We start from the raw sequence: 25939 nt of genomic DNA, 5'->3' as shown, positions 1-25939 counted from the left end.
TCCTTTCTGTTTATGGGGTGAACCATTCATTTCTTCTGCTGAGATTCGTTTGTAGGAATCACGCTTACTGCTCCGATGCAATCCTTGCAGCAGGCAAGGAGGAGCGACATTCTGTCGCGCTGGTTGATTTTCCAACAGCTTTCTGCGATGTTCAGCAGCCATCCTTCGGGGATTAGTCCATCGAAGAATGGGAACAGTACGGTATCGTGGTAGGGCTCATCGGATAAGGGAAGCGTCAGACTTACGGCTTCCGCACCATCCGATGCCAGATAATCTGAATCATAGGCGAAGGTAAAGCCTGTCTCGTCTTCCGTCAGCAGACCTACGTATTGGTCGTAGAGATATATTTTTCCTTGTTTCATGATATTTTATTTTTATTTTTGATAGGAACGGGGCCTGTTTCCTGACCGAACAGGAGGAGGACCTGATTTACTTTATCGAGTCGCAATGTTTCCTTTCCCTGTTCAAGTTCTCTTACGAATCTGAGACCTACGCCCGATTTCGCTGCCAAATCTACTTGGGTCAATCCGAATTGCTTGCGCATTTCCTTGACGTATGATGATAATGTATTGCTCATATTCTTGTTGTTTTATACCCTATCGGGTAATATTATATATGGGATAATATTATATTATACCCTTTCGGGGGCAAATATACGAATAAAAAATGAAAATACCCCCGAAAAGGTATAATTTATAATATCATTTAACAAATTATACCTTTTCGGGGACAAAAAAAGCGTAATGAACACCTTTTCCGGGTAATCCATTACGCTTTCATTTTTATCTGGTAATCTTTATTTTCCGAGATTGTTCTTTTTCTCGTTCAGTTCTGCCTGCTTGCGCATCATCTCTTCCTGCTGCTTGCGCTGCATCTCCTGGAGAGCCTGCATTCTTGCCATCAGGCCGCTTGCCTTCTTAGGGTTGTTCTTGTTCTCCTGATAGCGCTTCTCAAGGATGGCGAGGAGTTTCTCGTCGTCGGTTGTCTTGCGCAGGGTCCACATGATAGCGGCACTGAAGAACAATGAGATGAAGTAGTAGAAGTTCAGACCGGCTGAGTAGTCATTGAACATGAAGAAGAACATCAATGGCATGAGATACATCATCCACTGCATCATCTTCATCTGCTCTGCCTGCTGACCTACCATCTGGTCGCGCTGCTGACGCATGGTCATCCAAGAGTACAACAGGTTGGCTACACAGAACAGGATACAGGTCAAACTCAAGTGGTCGCCAATCAGCCAGATGTTGGTGTTCCATTCTATGATTGGATCGAAGGTACTCAAGTCGTTCATCCACAAGAACTTCTCACCACGAAGCTGGATGGCATTAGGCACGAAGTTGAACATCGCAACCCAAACCGGCATCTGAATCAGCATAGGCAAGCAACCTGATAATGGGCTTACACCATACTTGGCATATTCCGCCATCATCGCTTGCTGCTTCTGCATCTGGTCCTCAGGCTTGTTATACTGAGCTGTAGCAGCTTCGAGTTTTGGTTTCAGCACGCGCATCTTGGCTGAACTCATGTAGCTCTTCTTCACCATAGGGTAGGTGATGAGCTTGAGGAGCAAGGTGATGAGAATCAATACGATACCCATTGGGAACACGTTGCTCAACCAGTCGAATACGTAGAGTGTGAAGAAACGGTTGATCCAGCGGATGATAGGCCATCCCAGGTATACGAGCTTCTGGAATTCCAAGTCCTTGCCGAAGGTACTTTCCTTCTCGGTATTCTTCAGAATCTGGAAGTCGTTAGGACCGAAGTAGAACTCAAACTCAGATGCCTTCTTACCGGTTGGGTCGAAAGCTGTCTTCATCTTAGCCTGGAACTGCTTCAGATAGCCCGAACCCTTCTCCTGAGGGATAGAGGTCATGAAAGCATCCTTCTCGAAGTTATCCTTTGCTACGATGATGGCAGAGAAGAACTGGTTCTTGAAAGATACCCAGTCGATGGTTTCTTCTATCTTCTCGTCAATCTTCTCGCTACCTTCGTTGAGGTGGTCGGTACCGCCTTCTGCATTATGGTAGGTGAGGGTAGTGTAACGGTTTTCGAACATGAAACCACGTTCCTGCTGGCGTGCCTTGTCGCTCCAGTCAACATCCATCTTATTATAATTAGGTGAGAACAGACCCGCCATGCCATTTGCCTGCAGGCTCATGTGCAGCATGTAGTCATTGCCCAATGTATAAGTCATGGTGAGCGTCTTGCCTTCACCAGCCACAGCGGTCAGGGTGACAGACTTGTCGGTCACGTTGGATGGAGTGAAGTAGAGATCGCTGGTGATGATGTTAGCCTCCTTAGCCTCGAGCATGAACTTGAGGCTCTGGTCGTTACCGTCGAAGAGGGTTACGTCCTTGGCATCAGCCGAACCGTCTTTCACCTGCAGGTTGTGTCCCACATAGCCCTTGATGACAGCCTTCTCTACAGTAGCACCCTTGGTGTTGAGTGTTAATTCTACCTTCTCGTTTTTCAATACAATCTTCTTAGCCTGGCCTTTGAGTGCCGAATAGAAGAGGGCGGTTGAGTCTGCCTCAACCTTTGCTTTGGCATTAGTCTGGCGCTTAGCAGCGGCAGCCTTGCTGGCCTTTTCCATCTCGGCATGTTTAGCCTTGGCGATGGAGTCCTGAACGAATGCCGTTCTCTGTTCTTCGGCAGATGGCTGGTTATACCAGCTAAAGCCAATCAGCACTACGGCAATCAGGAGGAAACCGATAATGTTGTTCTTGTTCATTTTTAGAATTTGAAATTAAAGGAGTAAAGGGGATTACTCCTTTAACTCCTAATATTTACTTTTTGTTTTCTATTGCTGTCTTTACGAAATCCATGAAAAGTGGATGTGGTTTCAGCACCGTACTCTGGTATTCCGGATGATACTGTGTACCTACGTACCACTTCAAGCCTGGGATTTCTACGATTTCTACCAGGTCGCTCTCAGGGTTTCTGCCTACGCACATCATGCCGTTCTTCTCGAATTCATGCTGGAACTCGTTGTTGAACTCATAGCGGTGACGGTGGCGTTCCTGAATATGCTCCTTCTTATAGATATTGAACACGCGTGAACCCTGTTTCAGCACACACTCGTAAGCGCCGAGACGCATGGTTCCACCCATGTTTGATATGTTCTTCTGCTCCTCCATGATGTCGATGACATTGTGTGGAGTCTTCTCGTCCATCTCGCGTGAGTTGGCATCCTTGTAGCCCAATACGTTGCGGGCAAACTCGATGACCATCATCTGCATACCCAGGCAGATGCCGAAGGTAGGGATGTCGTGGGTGCGGGTATAGTGGGCGGCGATAATCTTGCCCTCGATGCCTCGCTGGCCGAAGCCTGGGCAGATGACGATACCGTCCTGTCCCTTCAGCTGTTCTGCCACGTTCTCTTCTGTGAGATATTCTGAGTTGATGAAGGTAATCTTCACCTTGTGGTCGTTGTAGGTGCCGGCATGCGAGAGACTCTCGCGGATACTCTTGTATGCATCCTGCAGGTCATACTTGCCTACGAGACCGATGTTTACCACCTCTGTAGCCTTGTTTCTGCGGTCGAGGAATGTCTTCCAAGGACCCAGCGCAGGTGTTTCGCCGATAGGCTCGCCCATCTTGCGGAGGATGGCGGTGTCGAGGCCCTGGTTCTGCATGTTTACAGGCACCTCGTAGATGCTAGGAAGGTCTTCGCTCTGAATCACGCAGTCCAGGTCTACGTTACAGAAGCTGGCTACCTTCTTCATGATTCCCTCTTCGAGATGCTTCTCGGTGCGGAGAATCAGGATATCTGGCTGAATACCTACGCTCTGCAGTTCCTTCACGGAGTGCTGGGTAGGCTTTGTCTTCAACTCGCCTGCTGCCTTCAGATAAGGCACATAGGTAAGGTGAACGTTGATGGCGTTCTTGCCCAGCTCCCATTTCAGCTGTCGGATAGCCTCCATGTAAGGGGCGCTCTCTATGTCGCCGATGGTTCCGCCAATCTCGGTAATCACGAAGTCATAGTGATACTTCTTGCCGAGCAGCTTCACGTTGCGCTTGATCTCGTCGGTAATGTGAGGCACCACCTGGATGGTTTTGCCGAGATAATCGCCACGACGCTCCTTGTCGATGACTGCCTTGTAGATACGACCAGTGGTGAGAGAATTCGCTTTTGTAGTTTGAATGCCGGTGAATCGCTCGTAGTGTCCGAGGTCGAGGTCGGTCTCCATACCATCTACCGTTACGTAGCACTCACCATGCTCATACGGGTTCAGCGTACCCGGGTCGATGTTGATGTATGGGTCAAACTTTTGGATAGTAATGTTGTAACCTCTTGCTTGAAGAAGTTTACCGATGGATGAAGATATGATTCCTTTACCCAAAGAAGAAACCACACCACCAGTTACGAAGATGTACTTTGTTTCAGCCACGATATTTATAATTTAAATTAGAATTATTTGGGTGCAAAGTTACGACATTTTTGTGAAATGAGCAAAAATATTTCTAATAAAGGGCATAGATTTATGAATTATTTATTACCTTTGTGCCCAAATTTATAAAATTAAGGTATGAAAATAAAATTTGGATTACTCGTTCTTGCGTTCCTTTCGGCTCTGACGCCTGTTTCTGCCCAGCGCAAATTGAAGAAGGTGGCGCCCGGAGAGGCATCGAAGAACAGGTTGGCTGAAATCTATGCTGACTCGCTCTTGATGTGCCGTCAGCGCATCGATTCCATGAAGATGGATTCCGGGGATAGCAGATATGCCCAGCTCTTTACGCCGCTCACCTTCTATCATGGGCCGGCAGCACGCATGTTGCGACTCAAGCCTCAGGATGGGGTGAAGGATTCGCTCGCAACGATGCTCGACCAGACGCTGATGGAGGTATATCTCAAGCGTCCCGACCTGGTGCGCAATACTGAGTCTCATCTCAAGGAGGTGGGAGCACCGCTGGCTGCGCAGAGCAAACCGAAGAAGAATCATCCGAATATCGTAGAGCAGGTGGCTCCGAAGGCGATTGAGGTGGATGCGGCTCCGATGGACATCGTCATCACCCGTCCTAACTTCTGGACCATAGGTGGCGATTATTATCTGCAGTTCCTGCAAAACTATGTTTCTGACAACTGGTATAAGGGTGGTGAGAGCAATTATTCGGTGCTCGGAAGAGTGACGATGTTTGCCAATTACAATAACAAGCAGAAGATAAAGTGGGATAATAAGGTGGAGATGCGTCTGGGTTATCAGACTTCGAAGGGTGATACGGTTCATACGCTGAAAACGAGCGACGATATGATCCGATACACCGGAAAGCTCGGTCTGCAGGCTTCCAGGAAGTGGTATTATACCATCCAGCTGATTGGCCAGACTCAGTTTACGCATGGTTACAAGAGTAATGACAAGACGGTTTATTCCGATTTCTTCTCGCCATTCAATCTGAACCTCTCTGTCGGTATGGATTATAATGTAGACTGGTTCCATCATCGCCTGAAGGGTAGTGCTCATCTGGCTCCTCTGGCTTTCAACTGGAAGTATGTGGGCAGAGCATCGCTGGCTACGCGGTACGGACTGGATGAGGGGAAGCACGGCATGACCGATTACGGTTCTGAGTGTACCTTCGACCTGTCTTGGCAGATAGCGGATAATATCAAGTGGAAGACCCGTCTCTGGGGATACACCACTTACAAGCGTGCTGAAATAGAGTGGGAAAACACCATTACCTTCCAGTTTAACCGCTATATTTCTACCAACATCTTCCTCTATCCGCGTTTCGACGATGGTGTGAAGCGCAAGGATGATGATAGCTATTGGCAGTTTAAGGAATTCATGTCAGTAGGTTTCTCTTATTCGTTCTAAGATAAGTAGTTGACAGTAAACACAATAAAGGCTCGTTCCTGTAGCAGGAGCGAGCCTTTGTTGTATCTGTTAGAATCGGAAGCAAACCTCGGCATCTGCCATGGAGTAATTATGCTTCGCGAGTGTCTTGTCGTTGATGAGCGCATACTCGGTAAGGATAGAGATTCGCTTGCCGATGTGGAAGTTCAAACCTGCCTCATACTGGGTCCTCTGCATGTTGCTCTTGCCGTTAGGCTGATACATGTCGTAACGCGCCTTTACGTCGATACGGCTGTTCTTTGGCAGCTGAGCCAATGGGGCGATAACCAATCCGTATACACCCTGAGCCTTATCGCCGATGTTTGCATTCAGATTGCAGTCCTTGGCGTTGGCATCGTTGAAGTTGGTGATGCTCTTGGCAAAAGCCTTGCCGGTAGAGTGGATGTACTCAGAACGTACGGTCCAGCCATCCTGCTTGTATTCGAATGAGAAGGCATAGCGGTTTTGGCTGAGCTTGCGAACGCCAGAGCGTTCCTGAATGTCGGCAGTATAGGAGGCATCATGCTCGTCGGTCCAGGTTCCCTTTCTTGCATAAGAACCGGTCCATCCGAAGGCACCGATGCGCATGCCGCTTACAGGCATTACCCATACACCACCAATCACATTCTTCTGCTGGTCAACGTCCTTGGTGTTGGTTCCCTGTCCGTTGAATACACCAATCTGATAGTGCAGCAGGTTTCTGCCGTTGGCATTCTTGAGGAAATCGCCCTGGAACTGAAGACCGATGTCTCGGCCGTTGGATGCATGTTCTCCGGCACGGTCGCTGAAACCAGCCAGCTTGCTCACGTTCTGTGAATATCCCATGAAGCCCTGGTCGATAGGGTGCATCGGATTCTCAAAGGTGAACGGGTTCTTGAACTGACCGATCTTCACCTTGAAGTATTCATATTTCTGCCATTCTGCAAACAGATCCACCATTCTCGGACTGGAACCGAGGGTAGAGGTGTTGCCGTTGAACTGAATCTGAGTTTTCCAGTAGAAGTCGCCTGCTATGCGACCTTCGAGAGAGATACGCGCCATACGGATGTTGAATGAGTTGGATTCAGCATCTTTCTGTCCGTTGTACTGATACTGGGTCATTCCATACCCCGACAATTTCACGTTGCTCAACCATGATGGTATTTCGATGGTCTGCTTCTGCTGGGCGCTGGCTGAGACCGAAGCTACAGCCATGAGCGCCATGATGATGGTTTTCTTCATCTTGTTTCTATTTTGATTTCTAGGTTTATCTCTTTTCGAGCAATACCACGTTCTCTACGTGAGGGGTATGAGGGAACATATCCACCGGCTGTACGGCAGCTACCTTATACTCCGCATCCATCAGCTGCAGGTCGCGAGCCTGGGTTGCCGGGTTGCAGCTTACGTATACGATGCGCTTTGGCGCTGCATTCAGAATGACGTTTATTACGTCTGGGTGCATTCCGGCACGTGGTGGGTCGGTGATGATGACGTCTGGTCGACCGTGCTGTGCGATGAAATCGTTGGTCAGGATATCCTTCATGTCGCCTGCATAGAAGAGGGTGTTCTCGATGTTGTTCACCTGAGAGTTCACCTTGGCATCCTCTATGGCCTCTGGCACGTACTCGATACCGATTACCTTCTTTGCCTTGTGAGCCACGAAGTTGGCGATGGTTCCGGTTCCGGTATAGAGGTCGTAAACCAGCTCATCTCCGGTAAGGTTGGCAAACTCGCGGGCCACGCAGTAGAGGTGGTAAGCCTGCTCGGTATTGGTCTGGTAGAAACTCTTCGGACCCACCTTGAACTTCAGGTCTTCCATCAGTTCGTAGATATGGTCGTTGCCCTTGAAGAGGCTGAGTTCCAGGTCGTTGATGGTATCGTTTCCCTTCTGGTTGTCTACATACATGAGCGATGTGATCTGAGGAAACTTGTCAGCCACCTGCTGCATCAGCTCCAATGCTCTCTGCTCATCGCCCTCCTCATCGTAGTGGAACTGGAAGACGAGCATCCACTCTCCGGTGTTCGAATTACGGATCATCATGTTGCGGAGCAAACCGTGCTGCTCACGCAGGTCGTAGAAGGTATAGTCGTGAGAATCAGCATATTCGAATACGAAGTTGCGGATTTCGTTGCAGAGGTCATCCATCAGCCAGCACTTCTTGATAGGATAAATCTTGTCGAAGGCTCCGGTGATATGGAAACCGATGGCGTTCTGAGCGTGGCGCTCCTTGAGTGATGTTACGGTATCATCCTCTTTCTGAGGGAGCTGAGCCAGTTCCTCGGCGGTGAACCATCGCTTGTTGCTGCATCCGAACTCTATCTTGTTGCGGTACTCCTGAGTCTTCACGCTACCCATGATAGGGCGGAACTCAGGGAGTTCTATCTTTCCGATGCGGGTGAGCTGGTCTTCCACCTGTTTCTGCTTTGCCTTGATCTGCTCCTCGTAAGGCAGGTTCTGCCATTTGCATCCGCCGCAGATGCCGAAGTGCTCGCACATAGGCTCCTGTCGCACCTCGCTCTTCTTGATGAAGCGAACCACCTTGGCTTCGCAGTACTTATGTTTCTTCTTTACTACCTGCAAGTCGACAACATCTCCTGGCACACAGAATGGTACGAAGATGACCTGTTCATCTACGCGTGTGATGCACTTACCCTCGGCTGCTACTGCCTCGATGGTGATGTTCTCTAACAGAGGTAATGGTTTACGTTTTCTTGCCATAATAATGTTTTGTATTTTTTTATGGGTGCAAAGATACTGCAATTTTATGAGAAATGCAAGAGTTGTCCCAAATTATTTGCGAGTAAAGGTAAAAAGGCTTTTAAAGGTAAAAAAGTAAAAAGGCGATTAAAGGTAAAAAAGTAAAAAGGTAAAAAAGTAAAAAAATGTGGGGCGATAACAAAAGTAACAGGTAATGTTCTGTGGTTGTAAAGGGATGAAATGTGAATGTGAATGTGAATTTGAAATGTAAGTGAAGAAAACGGACTGTCATGTGTATCCTTTTGTCAAGGCTGTTTATTGATGATTTTTGATAGTATATATTTAAATTGTCCGTACGCGCGTACCTTATTATATTAGAATTAAATGATATTATATCATTACATACATTCTTTTTTCTTCATTTACATTTCAAATTCACATTCACATTCACATTTTTACATCAGAGGTCACCTGTTACTTTTGTTACTTTTGTTATCGCCTGATAATCTTTTTACTTTTTTACCTTTAAACGCCCTTTTACCTTTAAATTACGTCCCGACGCAGCCGTTGCTACGTCGCGACGTGTCTGGCACTGCGTCGGGACGTAGCCATCGCTACGTCGTGACGCAGTTTCAGATGCATCTGGAGGGGGTAAAAAACACCGAAAATGCAGGCTGCAATCCCGAGAGACGCACTTTCAGATTCGTCAAATATCTTTCTATCGTATACGGGATTGTTAATTTTCTGCCCGTGTGTGCGTCAACAGTATAAAATGTAATCTCGGGATAGCAAAAAAGCGTATAAAAGTTTGGTAGTATCAAATAAAAATCGTATCTTTGCATTACAAATAATAATTAGCAACGTAAAACGAAATAAAATATATACCTATAACAATTATGAACGAAAAAAGAGTTTATACATTCGGAAACGGAAAAGCAGAAGGCAATGCCCAAATGCGAGAAGTACTTGGTGGTAAAGGCGCAAACCTTGCCGAAATGAACCTGATTGGTGTACCTGTTCCTCCAGGTTTCACCATTACAACAGACACTTGTAATGAATATTATGAAGTGGGTGAGGAAAAAATCAAAGAACTTCTTCAGGACGAAGTAATGGCTGCTGTGGCTCATACTGAGGCATTGATGAACAGCAAGTTCGGTTCTGTAGAGAATCCACTCCTCGTATCAGTACGTTCGGGTGCACGCGCATCTATGCCTGGTATGATGGATACCATCCTCAACCTCGGTTTGAATGACGAAGTAGCTGAGGGATTGGTCAAGAAGACCGGTAACCCTCATTTCGTATACGATTCATATCGCCGTTTCGTACAGATGTACGGTGACGTCGTTATGGGACTGAAGCCTGTAAACAAGGAAGATATCGACCCATTTGAGGCTATCATCGAAAAGGTGAAGGAAGAGCAGGGCGTTACACTTGACAAGGATCTCTCTGTAGAGTCGCTCAAGAAGCTCGTTGAACTCTTCAAGGCTGCTATCAAGGAGCAGACCGGTCAGGATTTCCCTACCAACCCAATCGATCAGCTCTGGGGCGCTATCTGCGCTGTGTTCCGTTCTTGGATGAACGAGCGTGCTATCCTCTACCGCAAGATGGAAGGTATTCCTGATGAATGGGGTACTGCCGTATCTGTCATGGCGATGGTATTCGGTAACATGGGCGATACATCTGCTACAGGTGTTTGCTTCTCACGTGACGCTGGTAATGGTGAGAATCTCTTCAATGGTGAGTATCTTATCAATGCACAGGGTGAGGACGTGGTAGCCGGTATCCGTACTCCACAGCAGATTACAAAGATTGGTTCTCAGCGCTGGGCTGAGCGTGCAGGTATCTCTGAAGAGGAGCGTGCTGCCAAGTATCCTTCTATGGAAGAGGCTATGCCTGAACTCTATAAGGAACTCGACGCGCTGCAGGATAAGCTGGAGCACCACTATCACGATATGCAGGATATGGAGTTCACCGTACAGGAAGGCAAACTCTGGTTCCTCCAGACTCGTAATGGTAAGCGTACAGGTACAGCTATGGTGAAGATTGCCATGGATCTCCTTCATGAAGGTATGATCGACGAGAAGACTGCTATCCTGCGCTGTGAGCCTCAGAAGCTCGATGAACTTTTGCATCCAGTATTCGATAAGCTGGCTCTCTCTAAGGCTAAGGTCATCACACAGGGTCTCCCTGCATCTCCAGGTGCTGCCTGCGGTCAGATTGTATTCCACGCTGACGATGCTCAGGAGTGGCATGAGGACGGCAAGAAGGTCATCATGGTTCGTATCGAAACATCTCCAGAAGACCTCGCTGGTATGTCAGCTGCCGAGGGTATCCTTACCGCTCGTGGTGGTATGACTTCTCACGCTGCCGTTGTAGCCCGTGGTATGGGTAAGTGCTGTGTATCAGGCGCCGGCTCTATCAACGTTGACTACAAGACTAAGACTGTTGAGATTGATGGCGTAGTTTACAAGGAGGGTGATTACATTTCTCTGAACGGTACTACAGGACAGGTTTACGCAGGACAGATTGAGACAAAGGCTGCAGAGCTTTCAGGCGACTTCAAGGAGCTGATGGACCTCTGCGACAAATATACAAAGATGGAAATCCGTACCAATGCGGATACTCCACACGATGCTGAGGTAGCCCGTGCATTCGGTGCCAAGGGTATCGGTCTGACACGTACTGAGCACGTGTTCTTCGATGATCAGAAGATTGTAGCTATGCGTGAGATGATTCTGGCAGACTCTGTTGAGGGTCGCGAGAAGGCACTTGCCAAGCTCCTCCCATACCAGAAGGCTGACTTCTATGGAATCCTCAAGGCAATGGATGGCTGCCACGTGAACATCCGCTTGCTCGACCCACCTCTCCACGAGTTCGTACCTCACGATTTGGCTGGTCAGCAGACCATGGCTAAGGAAATGGGCGTAAGCGTAGAGGAAATCAAGAAGCGTGTAAACTCTCTGGCAGAGAACAACCCTATGCTCGGTCATCGCGGTTGCCGTCTCGGTATTACATTCCCTGAGATTACAGCTATGCAGACTCGCGCCATCCTCGGTGCAGCCTGCGAGTTGAAGAAGGAAGGTTACAACCCATGCCCAGAAATCATGGTTCCTCTCATCGGTACCGTTCAGGAGCTCAAGCAGCAGAAGGCTATCATCCTCGCTACTTCTAAGGAAGTATTCATCGAGTACGGTGTAGAGGTAGAGTTCGAGATTGGTACTATGATTGAGATTCCTCGTGCTGCCCTTACAGCAGGTCAGATTGCAGAGGAGGCTCAGTACTTCTCATTCGGTACTAACGACTTGACACAGATGACCTTCGGTTATTCTCGTGATGACATCGCTTCCTTCCTCCCTGCCTACATGGAGAAGAAGATTCTGAAGGTTGACCCATTCCAGGTTCTCGACCAGGAGGGTGTTGGTCAGCTCATCAAGATGGCAGTAGAGAATGGTCGTGCTACCCGTCCTAACCTCCGCACAGGTATCTGCGGTGAGCATGGTGGTGAGCCATCATCTGTTAAGTTCTGTGCTAAGGTTGGCATGAACTATGCTTCATGCTCTCCATTCCGCGTGCCAATCGCCAGACTTGCGGCGGCGCAGGCTGCTGTAGAGGAGTAAATCTCTTCTGAAAGAAGATTGTACGATTAATGATTAGATAATTAGAGGAAAGTGTTTCGTAATGAAGCGCTTTCCTCTTTTTTCGTCTTTTTTAGGTTAAATTTCGAAAGAAAATGAGCAAATCATTTGCAAGTTACATTTATTTTCCGTAATTTTGTCGGAAAATAGAGAAATATGACTGCAAGAGAAGATAGAGAAAAGGAAAAAACGAGCCGAGAGAATCTTGGTAAGTTCTTTTATGATTTAGCTAAGGCTAATTTCACAACCAATGTTGCAGGATGTATCTTGTCTATGGTTATGAAAGAAAAATATGACGATGCGATGGTTTGGGGATTGCTTTCTTTTGGACTAGCTTCCACAGCTATTTTGGCATATGTTGGTTTTAGAATATTAAAAAAATAAGTGTTATGGAAGGATTAATTATGATTTATGCGACGATTACAGTCGTTGCTGGGGCTATGGCGCTTTGGCTTCATACAAAATGGGGTAAGAAATTCTTAGAGAATCTCTAAAAAAATATAAGCTTCAAAAATGAATACATTGGCTTTAACTTTTGCAATATGCTTAGTTCCGGCTACGGCATTTTTGATTTGGCTCTTTACTCCTTGGGGAAAGAAGTGGTCTAAGGAATTGTAGTGATGAAGAAGATAAAATATATATTATGTGCTTGCCTGATGATGGCAAGTATGGACATGGAAGCCAAGTCGATGAAGGACTTGCTGGTTTCGATGCCCGATTCTGTTGTGCCTTATCTCAACCACAACCTGCGGCTGGAATTTGCTGAGCTGCAGGAGATGGGAGTGAAGGCGGAAGTGAAGAATCTGTTAGGCGAAACGAGTGTGATGGATACGCTGACTGCTGATTTCGCTCAGTTGAGAACGAGTAAGAGCGCAACTTTGCAGATGAAGAAACTGCCATCGGCTAACGGTGATTCGCTGCTTTGCGTGGTGAAAACCTTTGCCGGAGTAGAGAAGGAGAGCGAATTCTATCTCTTTAATCAGGATTGGCAAGAGCAGGATGCCAGCAGGATTTTCGATGGGAAATCTTTGCAGCAACTGGCTTCCGGACTTGTTGCCAAACCCGATACGATGAGCGAGGCTAAGTTTGAGGAACTCAAGGGGAAAATTGAACTCAAAATCGTGAGTGCTCTGCTCCTGCAACATGAAAACAGCCTCGTAGTGCGCTTGGCTTTACCTTTCGTGTCTGCTGACGATAAGAAGGCTATAAATGCAATTAAAGTGCAAAGAAAATTTAATTGGAATGGTAAAACTTTTAAGGAGAGTTAAATTCTTAAAGTTTTTAGGTATAAACTATTGCAGGTTACAAGATTATTTGTACCTTTGCATCGTGTTTTTCATGGTATTAGATTATTAAGGTTAATAAAAGATTGGTTGTCGTGAGACAATCAATTTTTTTTTTTGTCCCTATCTGAAGCCATCAGCCCCTTGTCTTTCCCATCGGCTGGAGGCCGTTGGTTCAGACCGCAGGGCGATGTTTAGAAGATAACCATTCCGATGATACCGCAGATGAAAAGCAGCAGGATAGGGTTGGTCTTTCTGAATTTTGTGAAGTAGAAAGCAGCCAGAAACAGCACGATGCTTGCTCCGAAGACAAACGGATTGTCAGTTGGTGATCCGAAGTTCTCTTTATTCATCAGGAGAACGGCGGCAGCAGCTATCAGTCCGATGATGGCAGGGCGGAGCCCCGCAAAGATATCCTTTACGATTTTAGAATCCTTGTGCGTAATCAGATAGCGGCTGATGAGAATCATGATGATGAAAGGCAGCCACATGATGGAGAGCGAAGCCAATACCGAACCCAGGCAGGCTGCCCAGGTAGGATAGCCGTCGTGAAGGCAGGCGGTATAACCTACGTAGGTGGCACAGTTGATGCCGATAGGTCCCGGTGTAGACTGGCTGATAGCTACAATATCCGTAAACTCAGCATTGGTAAGCCAATGGTTCTTCACTACCGTCTCGTTATGGATGAGCGAAAGCATCGCATATCCGCCACCAAAATTAAATGTTCCAATCTTGGTAAATATCAGAAATAACTTTAGAAATAGCATAATCTCTATATTTTTTTACCTTTTTACTTTTTTTACCTTTCCATAGAGCCATCCCAGCACACCGGCTGCGATGATGATGTAGATAGGGGAGATACCGAAAGCTGCAATCAGCAGACAGCAGACAACGGGAATCCAGATGTTGTAGCGGTTGATGTTTGCCGTCTTTGCCATCTTGAAGCAAGGTGCAGCAATGAGCGCTACCACGGCAGGGCGCACACCCATGAAGAACTTACCCACCCAATAATTGTCCTTGAAATGCTGGAAGAACATGGCGATGATGAGAATGGCGATGATAGAAGGTAGGGCTATGCCAATGGCACCCACAATGCCTCCCCAGACTCCCTTCAGCTTATAGCCGATATGACTCGCCATGTCGATGGCGAAGATGCCCGGAGTGGTCTGAGCCACTACCATGATATCCATGAACTCCTGTTTGTTCATCCACTTGTTCTTGTCTACAAATTCCTGTTCCATGATCGGTATCATGGCGTAGCCTCCACCTAGCGTGAAAGCCCCGATTTTATTGCACGTGAGGAAAAATTTTACTAACATATCTGTTGTTTCTATATTATTTTTCTCTTATATCTGTTGAAATCGGCTACAAAAATACACATAATTTGTTAAATATGCTAGCTTTCATGCGGATAATCTTCAAAATCGTGTGCTTTTTACCCGAAAAGTTGTATCTTTGCAGCTAATATTTTATAATAAAAAGACATTAAACTATGAATCTGAAAGTACGCCTAGCAGTGATGAACTTCCTGGAGTTTGCAGTTTGGGGAGCTTATCTTACGTCTATGGGCAACTATCTCGGCAAGGCTGGGATGGGTGCCGAGATTTCCTGGTTCTATACCATACAGGGAATCGTATCTATTTTTATGCCTACATTGATGGGTATTGTGGCAGATAAGTATATCCAGCCGCAACGTCTTTTGGGCTATTGTCACCTTTTGGCAGGAGCAGCCATGATAGGTCTGTTCGGTATGGGTCAGGCTAGTCATACTCCTAATGAGGCAATGTTTATTGCCGTTTACACCTTCAGCGTGGCTTTCTATATGCCTACATTGGCATTGTCAAATACTTCGGCATTCAGTATATTGAAGAGCAACGGGCTCGACACCGTGAAGGCTTTTCCGCCAATCCGTGTGTTCGGAACCGTGGGCTTCATCCTCACGATGTGGATCGTGAACTGTGCTACCTGGGACAACGGTTCATTCTCGTTCCTGTTGAGCGAGAACGCCCATAAGTTCCAGTATACCCATTATCAGTTCCTGGTATCGGGTGTGCTCAGCATTCTTCTCTTCCTCTATTGCTTCTCATTGCCAGCCTGTCCTATCGTGAAGAAAGAGACAAAGAGCTGGGTAGAGACATGGGGGTTCGATGCCTTCAAACTCTTCAAGAGCCGTGAGATGGCGATGTTCTTCATCTTCTCTTGCATGCTCGGTATGAGTCTGCAGGTAACCAATGGCTATGCCACTCCGTTCATTACCAGTTTCAAGGGCGATCCTGCGATGCTCGATACTTTTGCTGCTAACAATGCTACGCTCCTGGTATCCATCTCTCAGGTGGCAGAGGCGCTCTGCATCCTTCTCATTCCGTTCTTCCTGAAGCGTTATGGCATCAAGGTTGTGATGCTCATCGCCATGATGGCATGGGTTTTGCGATTCGGTTTCTTCGGATTGGGCAATCCTGCATTCCCAGGTGTTACCTTCTTCATCCTCTCATGCATCGTTTACGGTGTAGCCTTCGACTTCTTCAATGTGTCGGGCGGTCTGTTTGTAGACCAGAAATGTGATGTGAAGGTAAGAGCATCGGCTCAGGGTCTGTTCATGCTGATGACCAACGGTCTGGGAGCATCTATCGGAACCATTCTCGCAGGTATGGTCATCAACCATTACTGCCACTGGACAGATGATGGCTACCTGATGGGTGACTGGAAAACCTGCTGGTTCATCTTTGCCGGTTATGCGCTCGTGGTAGCTGTAGCCTTTGCTGTCCTTTTCCGTCCGAAGAAAGAACAGAAATAAGGAAGAAAAAGGTCATACTCAACGCGAGAGTAAAAACAGAATGTTACGTAAGAATATAAATAAATTTAAATAAAGAAAGGGTACATAATGATGTTGTACAAACTTAAACTCGCTGCCTGCTTTGGCATTCCGGAAGCTTCCGGGACATGTATTATTAGTTTGGTAGACGAATCCGAAAAAAGAGCTTTGTCTATTATGACTAATGAATATGTAGCAGAGCAGCTGAAGGCATGTAATTCGAAAACTTCTGATTTTGAAAATGATGTGGTCTCTGTACTTTGGACACTATTTGACAGGCTCAATGTAGACGATTTCTATCTCGAATTCGATGCTACGCCAGAGAGGGGAGTATTTGCTACTCTTGTGAATAAAATCACAAATGAACGTATGAGCATCAAGACTGACCAGGCTGTGTTGCTGTCTGTGGCTGCGGATATAGAAATGTATACAACAGAGCTGGTTATAAAGGAAATTTCTACTCCTTTTAATAAAAATGATATGAGTTCGGCTTCTTGTGCGGTACCTATTTCGGCTTTGCCAGACCAGATGCTCGAAAAAGCATTGGATTGTGCCATTAATGAAGAAGATTACGAAACTGCCTCAGCCATTCGCGATGAGATAGAGCGCCGCAAAGGCAAAAAAGTGAATAATTAAAGAATATTCTTACGGAATAACAGAAAATTAAGAAGAAAAAGTAACAATAAGAGGAAATGAAAGAAGTTAGATTTTTCTATGTGCCAGATGCGGCTACACAGACAGAACTGCCTCAGGAAGAGGCTACTCATGCACTCAGGGTTTTGCGTATCCAGGCGGGGGACGAATTGTTCCTGATGGATGGCAAGGGGGTGTTCTACCGTGCAGAAGTTTCGCTGGCTACCAACAAACGGTGCATCTATGAGGTGAAGGAGGTTATGCCGCAGCAGCCTGCCTGGCGCGGACACATTCACCTGGCCATCGCCCCGACAAAGATGATGGACCGCATTGAATGGATGGCAGAGAAGGCTACGGAAATCGGCTTCGATGAAATCTCTTTCCTCAACTGCAAGTTCTCTGAACGCAAGGTCATCCGCATAGACCGCATAGACAAGATTGTGGTTTCTGCCGTCAAGCAGAGCCACAAGGCTTGGAAACCTGTGGTCAACGAACTGCAGAACTTTAAAGATTTTATTACGGCTCCCCGCAATGGCAGAAAGTTTATCTGCCATTGTTATGAGGAGATAGAAAAGAAAGACTTTTTTACCGAGATTTCCAAGTCATGCCCAGCTGATGATTCTGCCAGAGCAGCCCAGGAGGGTGCCGATGACATCACCGTGCTGGTAGGACCTGAGGGCGATTTCTCTATCGATGAGGTGAGACTGGCCCTGGAAAACGGATATGAGAGTGTTTCGCTTGGCACCAGTCGCCTCCGTACGGAAACAGCAGGATTGGTGGCTGTCAACATGTGCCATTTGGCAAGAGCTTTATAATATTACTAGTGTGATGAAAAGATTGTATAAGAGTTTGATGTTCATGTGCTTGGCTGTCGTATTGGGATTGCTGAGCTCATGCTCGGGCACTGACTATCTCAATGCCATTCCAAAGAAAAGTACTGCGCTCATCTCTGTTGACATGCAGCAGATGGCATCCGGCAAAAGCGATGAAGACAAGGCGGGAATGCTCAAGTCTCTGTTGCACGTTGAGGATGCATCGAAGTGTGGCATCGACATCTCAGAGAAGATTTTTCTCTTTGAGAGTGCTGATGGTAACCTCGGACTTTGTGCCAAGGTGAGCGATGAGGGCGATGTGGAAGACTGGCTTGCTTCGCTTGCCAAACAGCATATCGCTACAGAGGTGAAGGAGCGCAAAGGCTTTCATTTCTCTGTATTGAAAAATTCGTGGCTGGTCGGCTTTTCTGATCAGGCACTCCTCGTTATGGGACCGGTTGTAGCCGATGCGCAGGCCCAGCTCCAGCAGCAGATGGTGAAATATCTGAAGGCTGATGAGGACGAAGGTATTACCGCATCGCCTATGTTTGAACGTCTGGAAACCATCACTTCGCCTATGGCTATGGTGGCTCAGGCTCAGGCGTTTCCGGAGAAGTTCGTAGCTCCATTTACCCTTGGTACTCCTAAAGATACCGACCCTTCGCAGGTAGTGATTGCTGCTGAGATGGACGTGAAAAACGGTATCCTGCAGGTGAAGGGAGAAACCTTCTCCTTTAATAAAGAAATAGATGAGGCCCTGAAGAAGGCGGCTCAAACCTATCGTCCGATTAAAGGCAGCTACGTTAAGTCGATGCCTGCTGATGCCCTGGCGGGTATCTTCATGAACGTAAAGGGCGAGCAGTTCCTGCCGATGATGCAGAGCAACCGCAGCCTTCAGACCCTCCTGATGGGTATCAACCAGGCCATCGACATGGATAATATCATCCGTAGTGTGGATGGGGATATGGCTATCGTGATGCCTTCGCTTACAGATAACAATATGCAGATGACGATGGCTGCTAAACTGTCGCATGCCAAGTGGTTGGGCGATGTTGATTATTGGAAAACTTCATGTCCGGCTGGTGCGAAGATAGCCAATTGGGGAAAGAATGCTTACTTCTATACCGATGGCAAGACCTCGTTCTATTTCGGTGTGACGGATGACAAGCAGTTCTTTAGCGGAAGCGACCAGCTGATGGCGCAATATGCCGTGAAACCAAGTAATCATCCGATAGATGCAAAGATTCAGAAACTCATCGTCGGTCAGAAACTGGCAATGGTCATCAATCTCGCCAAGAGTTCTGATAGTGACGGCACGGGCAAGGATGATGCCATCTCTACCGTAACCGGTCTGCTCACCCCAGTCTTCGGAAATCTTACTTCGGTGGTCTATACTTTAAAGGTAAAAAGGTAAAAGGGTAAAAGGGTAAAAAGAATCTTACCCCTCCTCTCTGCGCCCCCGTTCCTAGCGATTCTATCGCTAGTCCCCCCCCAAGTCCTAATTTTAAAGGTAAAAGATTAAACATTAAACATAAAAAAAGTGGAAAAGATTCAGCTTCATTCCGTTCTCCCACAGGTCTTCGCCCAGCGCAATGACCTGGATTCGGAGATATGGAAGCAGGATGTTACCTTCGAGAAAGGTCATCTTTATCTTATCGAGGCAGAGAGTGGCAGCGGAAAGAGTACTTTCTGCAGCTATGTGCTCGGCTATCGTCACGACTACAGCGGAAGCGTGATGTTCGACAATGATGTTACCGCCAACTACAAGGTGAAAGACTGGGTAGAGATGCGCAAGCGTCATATCAGCCATCTCTTTCAGGAACTCCGTCTCTTCCCTGAGCTTACTGCCCTGGAGAATGTAGAAATCAAGAACAAAATAACCGGATTCAAGACGCGTGAGCAGATTCTTAAATGGTTTGATATGCTCGGTATTGCTGATAAGGTAGATGCCAAAATCGGCAGAATGTCGTTCGGGCAGCAGCAGCGTGTGGCAATGATGCGTGCGCTCTGTCAGCCTTTCGACTTCATTCTGGCTGATGAGCCTATCAGTCACCTCGACGACAACAATTCGCGCATCATGGCAGATATCATGATGACCGAAGCGAAGGAGCAGGGGGCTGGCGTTATCGTAACCAGTATAGGTAAACACATGGACTTAAACTATGAACATATATTTAGATTATGAATTTGGTTTGGAAATTATTGCGTCAGCATATCAGCATACCTCAGTTTGCGGGCTTTGCCTTCGCCAATCTCTTCGGTATGCTCATCGTTCTTTTCGGCTTTCAGTTTTATAAAGACGTGCTGCCTGTCTTCACTCAGCAAGACAGTTTCATGAAAGCCGACTACCTCATCATGAGCAAGAAGATAGGTATGGGAAATACCATCAGCGGCCGTTCCAATACCTTCTCGGGTTCTGAAATCGATGAAATCGGCGACCAGAAGTTTGTAAAGAAGATAGGAAAATTCACCTCTACTGAATATAAGGTAGATGCCCAGATGGGTGTAAACGGCGTGAACGTTCTGAATAGCGAACTCTTCTTCGAGAGTGTGCCTGACGGTTTTGTTGATGTGCCGCTCAAGGACTGGAAATATACGCCGGGAACTCAAGAGGTGCCAATCATCCTCCCGCGTACCTATATTAATATGTATAACTTCGGTTTCGCCCAGAGTCATTCGCTCCCTAAAATCAGCGATGGACTGATGGGCATGATCGATTTCAATATCCAGATTCAGGCTGGTGGCAAGAAAGAGCAGTTCAAGGGAAAGGTTATCGGTTTCTCTTCGCGACTCAACACCATCCTTGTTCCACAGGCATTCATGGACTGGAGCAATCAGGAATTTGCTCCAAACCAGAAGAGCGATCCTAACCGCCTCATCGTAGAGGTAGGAAACCCGGGAGACGAGAACATCACTAAATACCTGGATGATAATGGTTATGAGGTAGAGACAGACAAGCTGGATGCTGAGAAAACTACCTATTTCCTCCGCATGATGGTATCGATGGTGATGATTATCGGTTTGGTTATCTCCGTTTTGAGCTTCTACATTCTGATGCTCAGCATCTATCTGTTGGTTCAGAAGAATTCTTCTAAGTTAGAGAATCTTCTTCTGATAGGCTACAGTCCGAACAATGTAGCAAAACCATATCAGGTGCTCACCATTGCGCTGAACATCGTGGTACTTATCATCGCGTGGATCATCCTCTTCTTCCTCCGCGATTACTACATGGGCTTCATCGAAACCCTCTTCCCTGATATCGACGAGGGCACCATGCTTCCAGCTATTGCTCTAGGTCTGTTCCTGTTCCTGATAGTTTCTATCCTGAACATCGTAGCCATCCGTCGCAAGGTGATGAGCATCTGGCAGAGAAAGGAGTAGGGGAGCCAACCCCGGAAAAAACTATAAGTAAACCCCTGTTATAAATAACAAATTAAAGGAAATCTGCGTTATTTGCTTAACGCAGATTTTTTTATATTATAAAATACTATTTTTCATGCTTTTGTAACAATTAAAAGAGATTTTTTTATTAATTTTGCAAACGATAACAATATAAGAGGGGATTATATCCCGTATTATTTAATTATTTATTTTAAGGTATGCAGAAAAGATTTTTTTTATTTGTGGCTTTGTTGTCCTTTATGGTTTCCACAGCCATTGCGCAGATTACTACATCTGGCGTCAAAGGTTTGATTAAAGCTAATGGTGAAGATGTAATAGGTGCAACTGTTACAGTGACCCATGTGCCAACAGGTGCTGTTTATCGTTCTGTGACTAACAGCGTAGGCCGCTTTACTATTCAGGGTATGCGCGCTGGTGGTCCTTACACGGTAGAGATTTCCTACATTGGTTACAAAACCAAGGAAATCAAGAATGTAACACTCAAACTTGGTGAAATGTCAGACCTTTCAACTCAGTTGGAAGAGGATGCACATGCTTTAGGTGAAGTGGTTGTTAAGGGTAAGTTAGGCTTGGATGCCAGCAAGACTGGTGCTGCTGCCAGCTATAGTGCCAAGGATATAGCCAATATGCCTTCTATCAGTCATAGCATTGGTGATATCACCCGCATGAATCCTATGGTAAGTGTCTCTCAGTCTGGAGCAATGTCTTTTGCTGGTGTTAATAACCGTTATAACAGCTTCCAGGTTGATGGTGCCGTAAACAACGATGTTTTCGGTCTCACTTCTAATGGTCAGAATGGTGGTCAGGCTGGTACTCAGCCTATTTCTACAGAGACTATTGATCAGGTACAGGTGAGCGTGGCTCCTTTTGATGTCCGTCAGTCTGGTTTTACTGGTGGTGCCATCAATGCCATCACTAAGTCGGGTACCAATACCTTCCATGGATCTGTTTATGGCAACTGGTTGAACAAAGACCTGATAGGTTCTAAGTATACTTTGATGAATGGTAAGGATAGCCAGAAATATGATGATGAAACAGACTATCGTTATGGTGTAACTCTTGGTGGTCCTATCATCAAGAACAAGTTGTTCTTCTTTGCAAACTACGAGAAATCAAACAAGGAATATCCAAATAACTATGGTTATGGTTCTGAGGCTTCAAAGTTAGGAACAGAAGGCTTTAATATTGCAGATGAAGTGCTTTCTATCCTGAAGGAAAAGGGTTACAATGCTTCATATAATAATCCTAAGAATTATACTAAGAGTGACAAGGCTGGTGTAAAGCTCGACTGGAATATCAACGACAAGCATAAGGCTACTTTTGGCTGGCGCATGGTTAATGCTAAGCAGTTGAACAGCAATAGTTCTGCCAGTTATCTGAATGCTTCTGATTATCAGTTTGATTTCATCTCAAAGACTAATACTTTTACTGCAGAATTGAACAGCTCTTTCAGCGACAAGATAAATAATCAGTTCCAGGCTTCTTATGTATCTGTAAGAGATCATCGTGATCCAAAGGGTATTGCACCAATGATTCAGATTAAGAATGTGGGTGGTGGTACTCTCTGTCTCGGTACAGAGCGTTCTTCTACAGCAAATTCTCTGAATCAGGACATCATCACCTTTACAGATAATCTGAACTGGTATGTGAACAATCATACTCTGACTTTCGGTACTCATGGAGAGTACTACAAGTTTAAGAACCTCTTTATCCAGGATAATTATGGTACTTACTATTTCAACAATTTTGATGATTTCAAAATGTTTGCTAATGGACAGACAGTTGCTCAGTCTGTTAATTCAAAAACAGGTGAAATTACATATTACAACACATTGAACCAGTATCGTTTCGGTTCTGCCAATGTAGCAGTAACCGGTGATCCTCGCTGGGCTCCAGAGTTTGCTGCTGGTCAGATTGGTTTCTATGCACAGGATAAGTTTAATGTTACTCCTAATTTTGAGTTGACTTATGGCTTGCGTATGGATATCCCATTGTTCTTTGATACTCCTACTGAGAATGCTGAGTTTAATGCTTCTGCTGCCAAGCAGGGATGGAATGTTGTTACAAACCATAAGTTGAGCAGCACTCCGATGTGGTCTCCACGTGTAGGTTTCCGTTGGAATATCGAGAAGGAGCATAATATGATTCTCCGTGGTGGTGCTGGTATTTTTACCGGTCGTATCCCATTCGTATGGTTGAGCAACAACTTTACAAATACTGGTATCCAGACTTCTGTATATAATGTTTATGGTTCTACTGGTCTGACAGAGAATAAGAAGGGAACTGGCAAACTCAATGATGTAAGTCTTATTGTTGATCCTTACAAGCAGAGTGAGAATACTGCTAAGCTGGCTGCATCAGGTAACCAGACAGTAAATGTATTTGCTAAGGACTTCAAGTTTACTCAGAACTTGCGTCTTGACCTTGCTCTTGATTTTACATTAGCAGGTATTGACTTTACTTTGGAGGGTGTTCTCTCAAAGAATCTGAATGATATCTATTATAAGGATTTGACCCGTACTGAGGCTGGTAAGACATTGGGCGAGACTTATAAGTCTTTGGCTTTTGACAATCGTCCATTGTTCCAAAAGGTTACCAGCACAGAAGATGCTAACTTGAAGAAGTTTGCCAATGTATATATGTTGGATAACACCAGCAAGGGATACAGTTACAATCTGTCTTTGTCTGCTGTTAAGCGCTTTGACTTTGGTTTGGATCTGGCAGCATCTTACACTTATTCACGCTCAAAGTCTGTTAACTGCGGTACATCTTCAGTAGCTCAGTCAAACTATAACTACAATTATACATATCAGAATCCTAACTCACCTGAGCTCGGTTTCACTGCATTCAATGTGCCTCACCAGATCAAGGCTTCTGCCTTCTATCATAAGGATTACGCCGAGCACTGGAATACTACAGTAGGTCTTATCTATACAGGTACTTCTGGTTCACCTTATAGTTTGTACTATTATGGTGATTTGAACCAGGATGGTTCTAATGGTAACGATTTGATGTTTATCCCAACAGATGAGCAGATTGATAAGATGCAGTTTAAGGCTAACAAGAACTATACTGCTGAAGAGCAGAAGGAAAACTTCAGAGAGTGGATTGCCAATGATGGCTATATGAGCAAGCATCGTGGTGAATACTTCAAGCGTTATGCTGATAACTTGCCATTCGAGAGTCACTTCGACTTCCATCTTGCTCAGACCTATAAGTTCAAGGTTGGTGCTCAGGTTCATTCTGTAGAATTGTCATTTGATGTATTGAATGTGGGTAACATGTTCAATAAGAAGTGGGGTCGCTATACATCAACAGGTGCAGCTAAATACTATTCTCCTGTTACTTACAGTGGTAACGGACAGTTCCAGTTCCTGCACCCAGGTAATTACGAAATGCGTTCTTATGACGACTATTATAGCCGCTGGCGCGGTCAGCTTGGTTTGAAGTATACATTCTAAGTATTAGTCCATAAGTACAGTTATATTTGGGGGATGTTCTTCTGTTTGGCAGTACATCCCCTCTTTGGTTTCAAATAAAATAGATCATAATGAAAAAAATATTATTATTATTGATTTCTTTCCTGGCTCCCTTTTCTGTAAGTCTGGCACAGGAACATCGAACCGTGATAATTTCCTTAGACGGATGCCGTTGGGATTATCCCGAGATGTATGATACGCCTTTTCTTGACAATTTGGCACAAGATGGAGTAAAAGCTATTATGCAGCCTTCGTTTCCATCTGTTACGTTCCCTAACCATTATACTCTGGCAACGGGCTTGGTTCCTGATCATCATGGAATTATAGCCAATAAATTTCTTGATAAAAAGAGTGGACTGGTGTTTAGTTTAGGTGATAAAACAACAAAAATGGATCCCCGCTTCTGGGGAGGTGAACCTGTTTGGATTACCGCCAAACGACAGGGAAAGCGGGTAGGCGTGGTTTATTGGCCTGGCTCAGATGTTGCCATACAGGGCACTTATCCTGATATCTATTATAATTATGAGCAGAAACCGTTGCTGACTTATGTTGAGCGAATAGCAGAAATAGAGCGGATGCTCAAAATGCCGGAAGATAAACGCCCACAGCTTATCATGGCTTATTTTGATGAGCCTGACCATTCAGGTCATACTTATGGTCCTGAGAGTAGGCAAACCCGTATGCAAGTAGAGACCTTAGATTGCCTTCTCGGACAGTTATGGAAAGATATCCAGAATATGCCCGATGGTAAAAATGTGAACCTGATTGTGACAGCAGACCATGGTATGGACCGTAACTCGAATGAACGTATCATTAATCTGACCCATTATTTGGATAAGTCATGGTACAAAAACATAGCAATGGGATTCCCTACGATGATATATACCAATAAGGGATGTGAAAATAAAATACTGAAAGCTCTTTCTAAGGTACCTCATATTAGAGCATGGCGTAAATCAGAAATGCCTGCCTATTTAAATTATGGTACAAATGAGAACATTGCCGACATTGTTGTTACTACAGACATAGGTTGGGTACCCAGTGATAAGAATGAGGTCTTAGCCGGAAATCATGGCTTTGATCCAACTTATAGCGATATGCATGTCCTATTCCGTGCAGCTGGCCCTGATTTTAAAAAAGGATATGTTAAGGATAAAGTCTTTAAAAACGTAGATGTTTATCCTTTGCTTAATTATCTCCTTTCAATCAAACCAGCTGCCAATGATGGTAATTTGTCAGAGGTCAAAGATTTGTTGAAATAAGTTTGATACATGGGAAGAGTTCCCATTAGAATAATTCTATCGCGATGCACTTCTCTTTTTCGAGGGAAGTGCATTTTTTTTTCGTTTATTTGCATATTTTTTGGTGTGTT

At 45.6% G+C, this 25939-nt stretch carries 20 protein-coding genes; 12 read left to right on the top strand and 8 right to left on the bottom strand.

The window, feature by feature from the left end:
* Window positions 1–26 precede the first annotated feature (26 nt).
* The 4 genes from F7D47_RS10255 to F7D47_RS10240 all read right to left on the bottom strand — a co-directional run bounded on the left by F7D47_RS10255 (window position 27) and on the right by F7D47_RS10240 (window position 4394).
* The gene (locus F7D47_RS10255) at window positions 27–362 is read right to left on the bottom strand and encodes a HipA N-terminal domain-containing protein (protein WP_153085771.1); all 336 of its coding nucleotides are present in this window, start codon (window positions 360–362) and stop codon (window positions 27–29) included.
* A complete protein-coding gene (locus F7D47_RS10250; RefSeq protein ID WP_153085769.1) occupies window positions 359–577 on the bottom strand; it encodes a helix-turn-helix transcriptional regulator in 219 nt (72 codons plus the stop codon). The genes F7D47_RS10255 and F7D47_RS10250 overlap by 4 nt, the downstream gene beginning before the upstream one ends.
* Before the next feature lie 219 nt (window positions 578–796).
* Window positions 797–2734: a membrane protein insertase YidC gene (yidC, locus tag F7D47_RS10245; protein WP_153085768.1), complete on the bottom strand. Its 1938-nt coding sequence runs from the start codon at window positions 2732–2734 to the stop codon at window positions 797–799.
* Window positions 2735–2789: 55 nt separating this feature from the next.
* Window positions 2790–4394 (bottom strand): CTP synthase, encoded by a 1605-nt coding sequence (locus tag F7D47_RS10240; RefSeq protein ID WP_228113331.1) that lies wholly within the window; start codon window positions 4392–4394, stop codon window positions 2790–2792.
* Window positions 4395–4532: 138 nt separating this feature from the next.
* On the opposite strand from F7D47_RS10240, the gene F7D47_RS10235 reads away from it, so the two are divergent.
* Entirely contained in the window at window positions 4533–5816 is a 1284-nt protein-coding gene (locus tag F7D47_RS10235) for a DUF3078 domain-containing protein (RefSeq protein ID WP_153085766.1), read from the top strand.
* Between the two features lie 69 nt (window positions 5817–5885).
* Here F7D47_RS10235 and F7D47_RS10230 read toward each other — a convergent pair whose 3' ends face one another.
* Both F7D47_RS10230 and rlmD read right to left on the bottom strand, forming a co-directional pair.
* A complete protein-coding gene (locus tag F7D47_RS10230; protein WP_153085764.1) occupies window positions 5886–7055 on the bottom strand; it encodes a porin in 1170 nt (389 codons plus the stop codon).
* A gap of 25 nt (window positions 7056–7080) precedes the next feature.
* Window positions 7081–8532, bottom strand: coding sequence for a 23S rRNA (uracil(1939)-C(5))-methyltransferase RlmD (gene rlmD / locus F7D47_RS10225; RefSeq protein WP_118079781.1), 1452 nt, complete (start codon window positions 8530–8532; stop codon window positions 7081–7083).
* An 875-nt stretch (window positions 8533–9407) separates the two neighbouring features.
* On the opposite strand from rlmD, the gene ppdK reads away from it, so the two are divergent.
* The 3 genes from ppdK to F7D47_RS10210 all read left to right on the top strand — a co-directional run bounded on the left by ppdK (window position 9408) and on the right by F7D47_RS10210 (window position 13414).
* On the top strand, window positions 9408–12128 hold the full coding sequence (gene ppdK / locus F7D47_RS10220; RefSeq protein ID WP_153108146.1) for a pyruvate, phosphate dikinase: 2721 nt from the start codon (window positions 9408–9410) through the stop codon (window positions 12126–12128).
* Between the two features lie 174 nt (window positions 12129–12302).
* Window positions 12303–12530 (top strand): hypothetical protein, encoded by a 228-nt coding sequence (locus tag F7D47_RS10215; RefSeq protein ID WP_153083888.1) that lies wholly within the window; start codon window positions 12303–12305, stop codon window positions 12528–12530.
* Between the two features lie 236 nt (window positions 12531–12766).
* Window positions 12767–13414: a DUF3256 family protein gene (locus F7D47_RS10210; protein ID WP_153085690.1), complete on the top strand. Its 648-nt coding sequence runs from the start codon at window positions 12767–12769 to the stop codon at window positions 13412–13414.
* 209 nt (window positions 13415–13623) lie between these two features.
* On the opposite strand, the gene F7D47_RS10205 is transcribed toward F7D47_RS10210, so the two are convergent.
* Both F7D47_RS10205 and F7D47_RS10200 read right to left on the bottom strand, forming a co-directional pair.
* The gene (locus tag F7D47_RS10205; protein ID WP_022121159.1) at window positions 13624–14196 is read right to left on the bottom strand and encodes a chromate transporter; all 573 of its coding nucleotides are present in this window, start codon (window positions 14194–14196) and stop codon (window positions 13624–13626) included.
* 15 nt (window positions 14197–14211) lie between these two features.
* Entirely contained in the window at window positions 14212–14748 is a 537-nt protein-coding gene (locus F7D47_RS10200) for a chromate transporter (protein ID WP_153085689.1), read from the bottom strand.
* 173 nt (window positions 14749–14921) lie between these two features.
* Here F7D47_RS10200 and F7D47_RS10195 point away from each other — a divergent pair, with 173 nt between their 5' ends.
* From F7D47_RS10195 to F7D47_RS10160, 8 genes are all read left to right on the top strand, one after another.
* The gene (locus F7D47_RS10195; RefSeq protein ID WP_153085687.1) at window positions 14922–16223 is read left to right on the top strand and encodes an MFS transporter; all 1302 of its coding nucleotides are present in this window, start codon (window positions 14922–14924) and stop codon (window positions 16221–16223) included.
* A gap of 87 nt (window positions 16224–16310) precedes the next feature.
* Complete coding sequence (locus F7D47_RS10190; RefSeq protein WP_153085685.1) at window positions 16311–16877, top strand: UvrB/UvrC motif-containing protein; 567 nt, start codon at window positions 16311–16313, stop codon at window positions 16875–16877.
* Window positions 16878–16933: 56 nt separating this feature from the next.
* Window positions 16934–17689: a 16S rRNA (uracil(1498)-N(3))-methyltransferase gene (locus tag F7D47_RS10185; protein WP_153085683.1), complete on the top strand. Its 756-nt coding sequence runs from the start codon at window positions 16934–16936 to the stop codon at window positions 17687–17689.
* Between the two features lie 13 nt (window positions 17690–17702).
* Entirely contained in the window at window positions 17703–19100 is a 1398-nt protein-coding gene (locus F7D47_RS10180) for a DUF4836 family protein (protein WP_153085681.1), read from the top strand.
* Window positions 19101–19226: 126 nt separating this feature from the next.
* Window positions 19227–19871: an ATP-binding cassette domain-containing protein gene (locus F7D47_RS10175; RefSeq protein ID WP_117692599.1), complete on the top strand. Its 645-nt coding sequence runs from the start codon at window positions 19227–19229 to the stop codon at window positions 19869–19871.
* The gene (locus F7D47_RS10170; RefSeq protein ID WP_022121166.1) at window positions 19868–21067 is read left to right on the top strand and encodes an ABC transporter permease; all 1200 of its coding nucleotides are present in this window, start codon (window positions 19868–19870) and stop codon (window positions 21065–21067) included. The genes F7D47_RS10175 and F7D47_RS10170 overlap by 4 nt, the downstream gene beginning before the upstream one ends.
* Window positions 21068–21285: 218 nt before the next feature.
* Window positions 21286–24549 carry a TonB-dependent receptor gene (locus F7D47_RS10165; RefSeq protein WP_153085679.1) on the top strand — a complete coding sequence of 1088 codons (3264 nt, stop codon included), beginning with the start codon at window positions 21286–21288 and terminating at the stop codon, window positions 24547–24549.
* Window positions 24550–24638: 89 nt separating this feature from the next.
* Entirely contained in the window at window positions 24639–25829 is a 1191-nt protein-coding gene (locus F7D47_RS10160) for an ectonucleotide pyrophosphatase/phosphodiesterase (protein ID WP_153085677.1), read from the top strand.
* Window positions 25830–25939 lie beyond the last annotated feature (110 nt).

Origin of the sequence: Segatella copri, assembly GCF_009494835.1 — a bacterium.
In the GTDB taxonomy this organism is placed as follows: domain Bacteria; phylum Bacteroidota; class Bacteroidia; order Bacteroidales; family Bacteroidaceae; genus Prevotella; species Prevotella copri_F.
The sequence above is the reverse complement of the archived record's forward strand: the minus strand, read 5'-3'. Positions and strand labels throughout refer to the sequence as shown.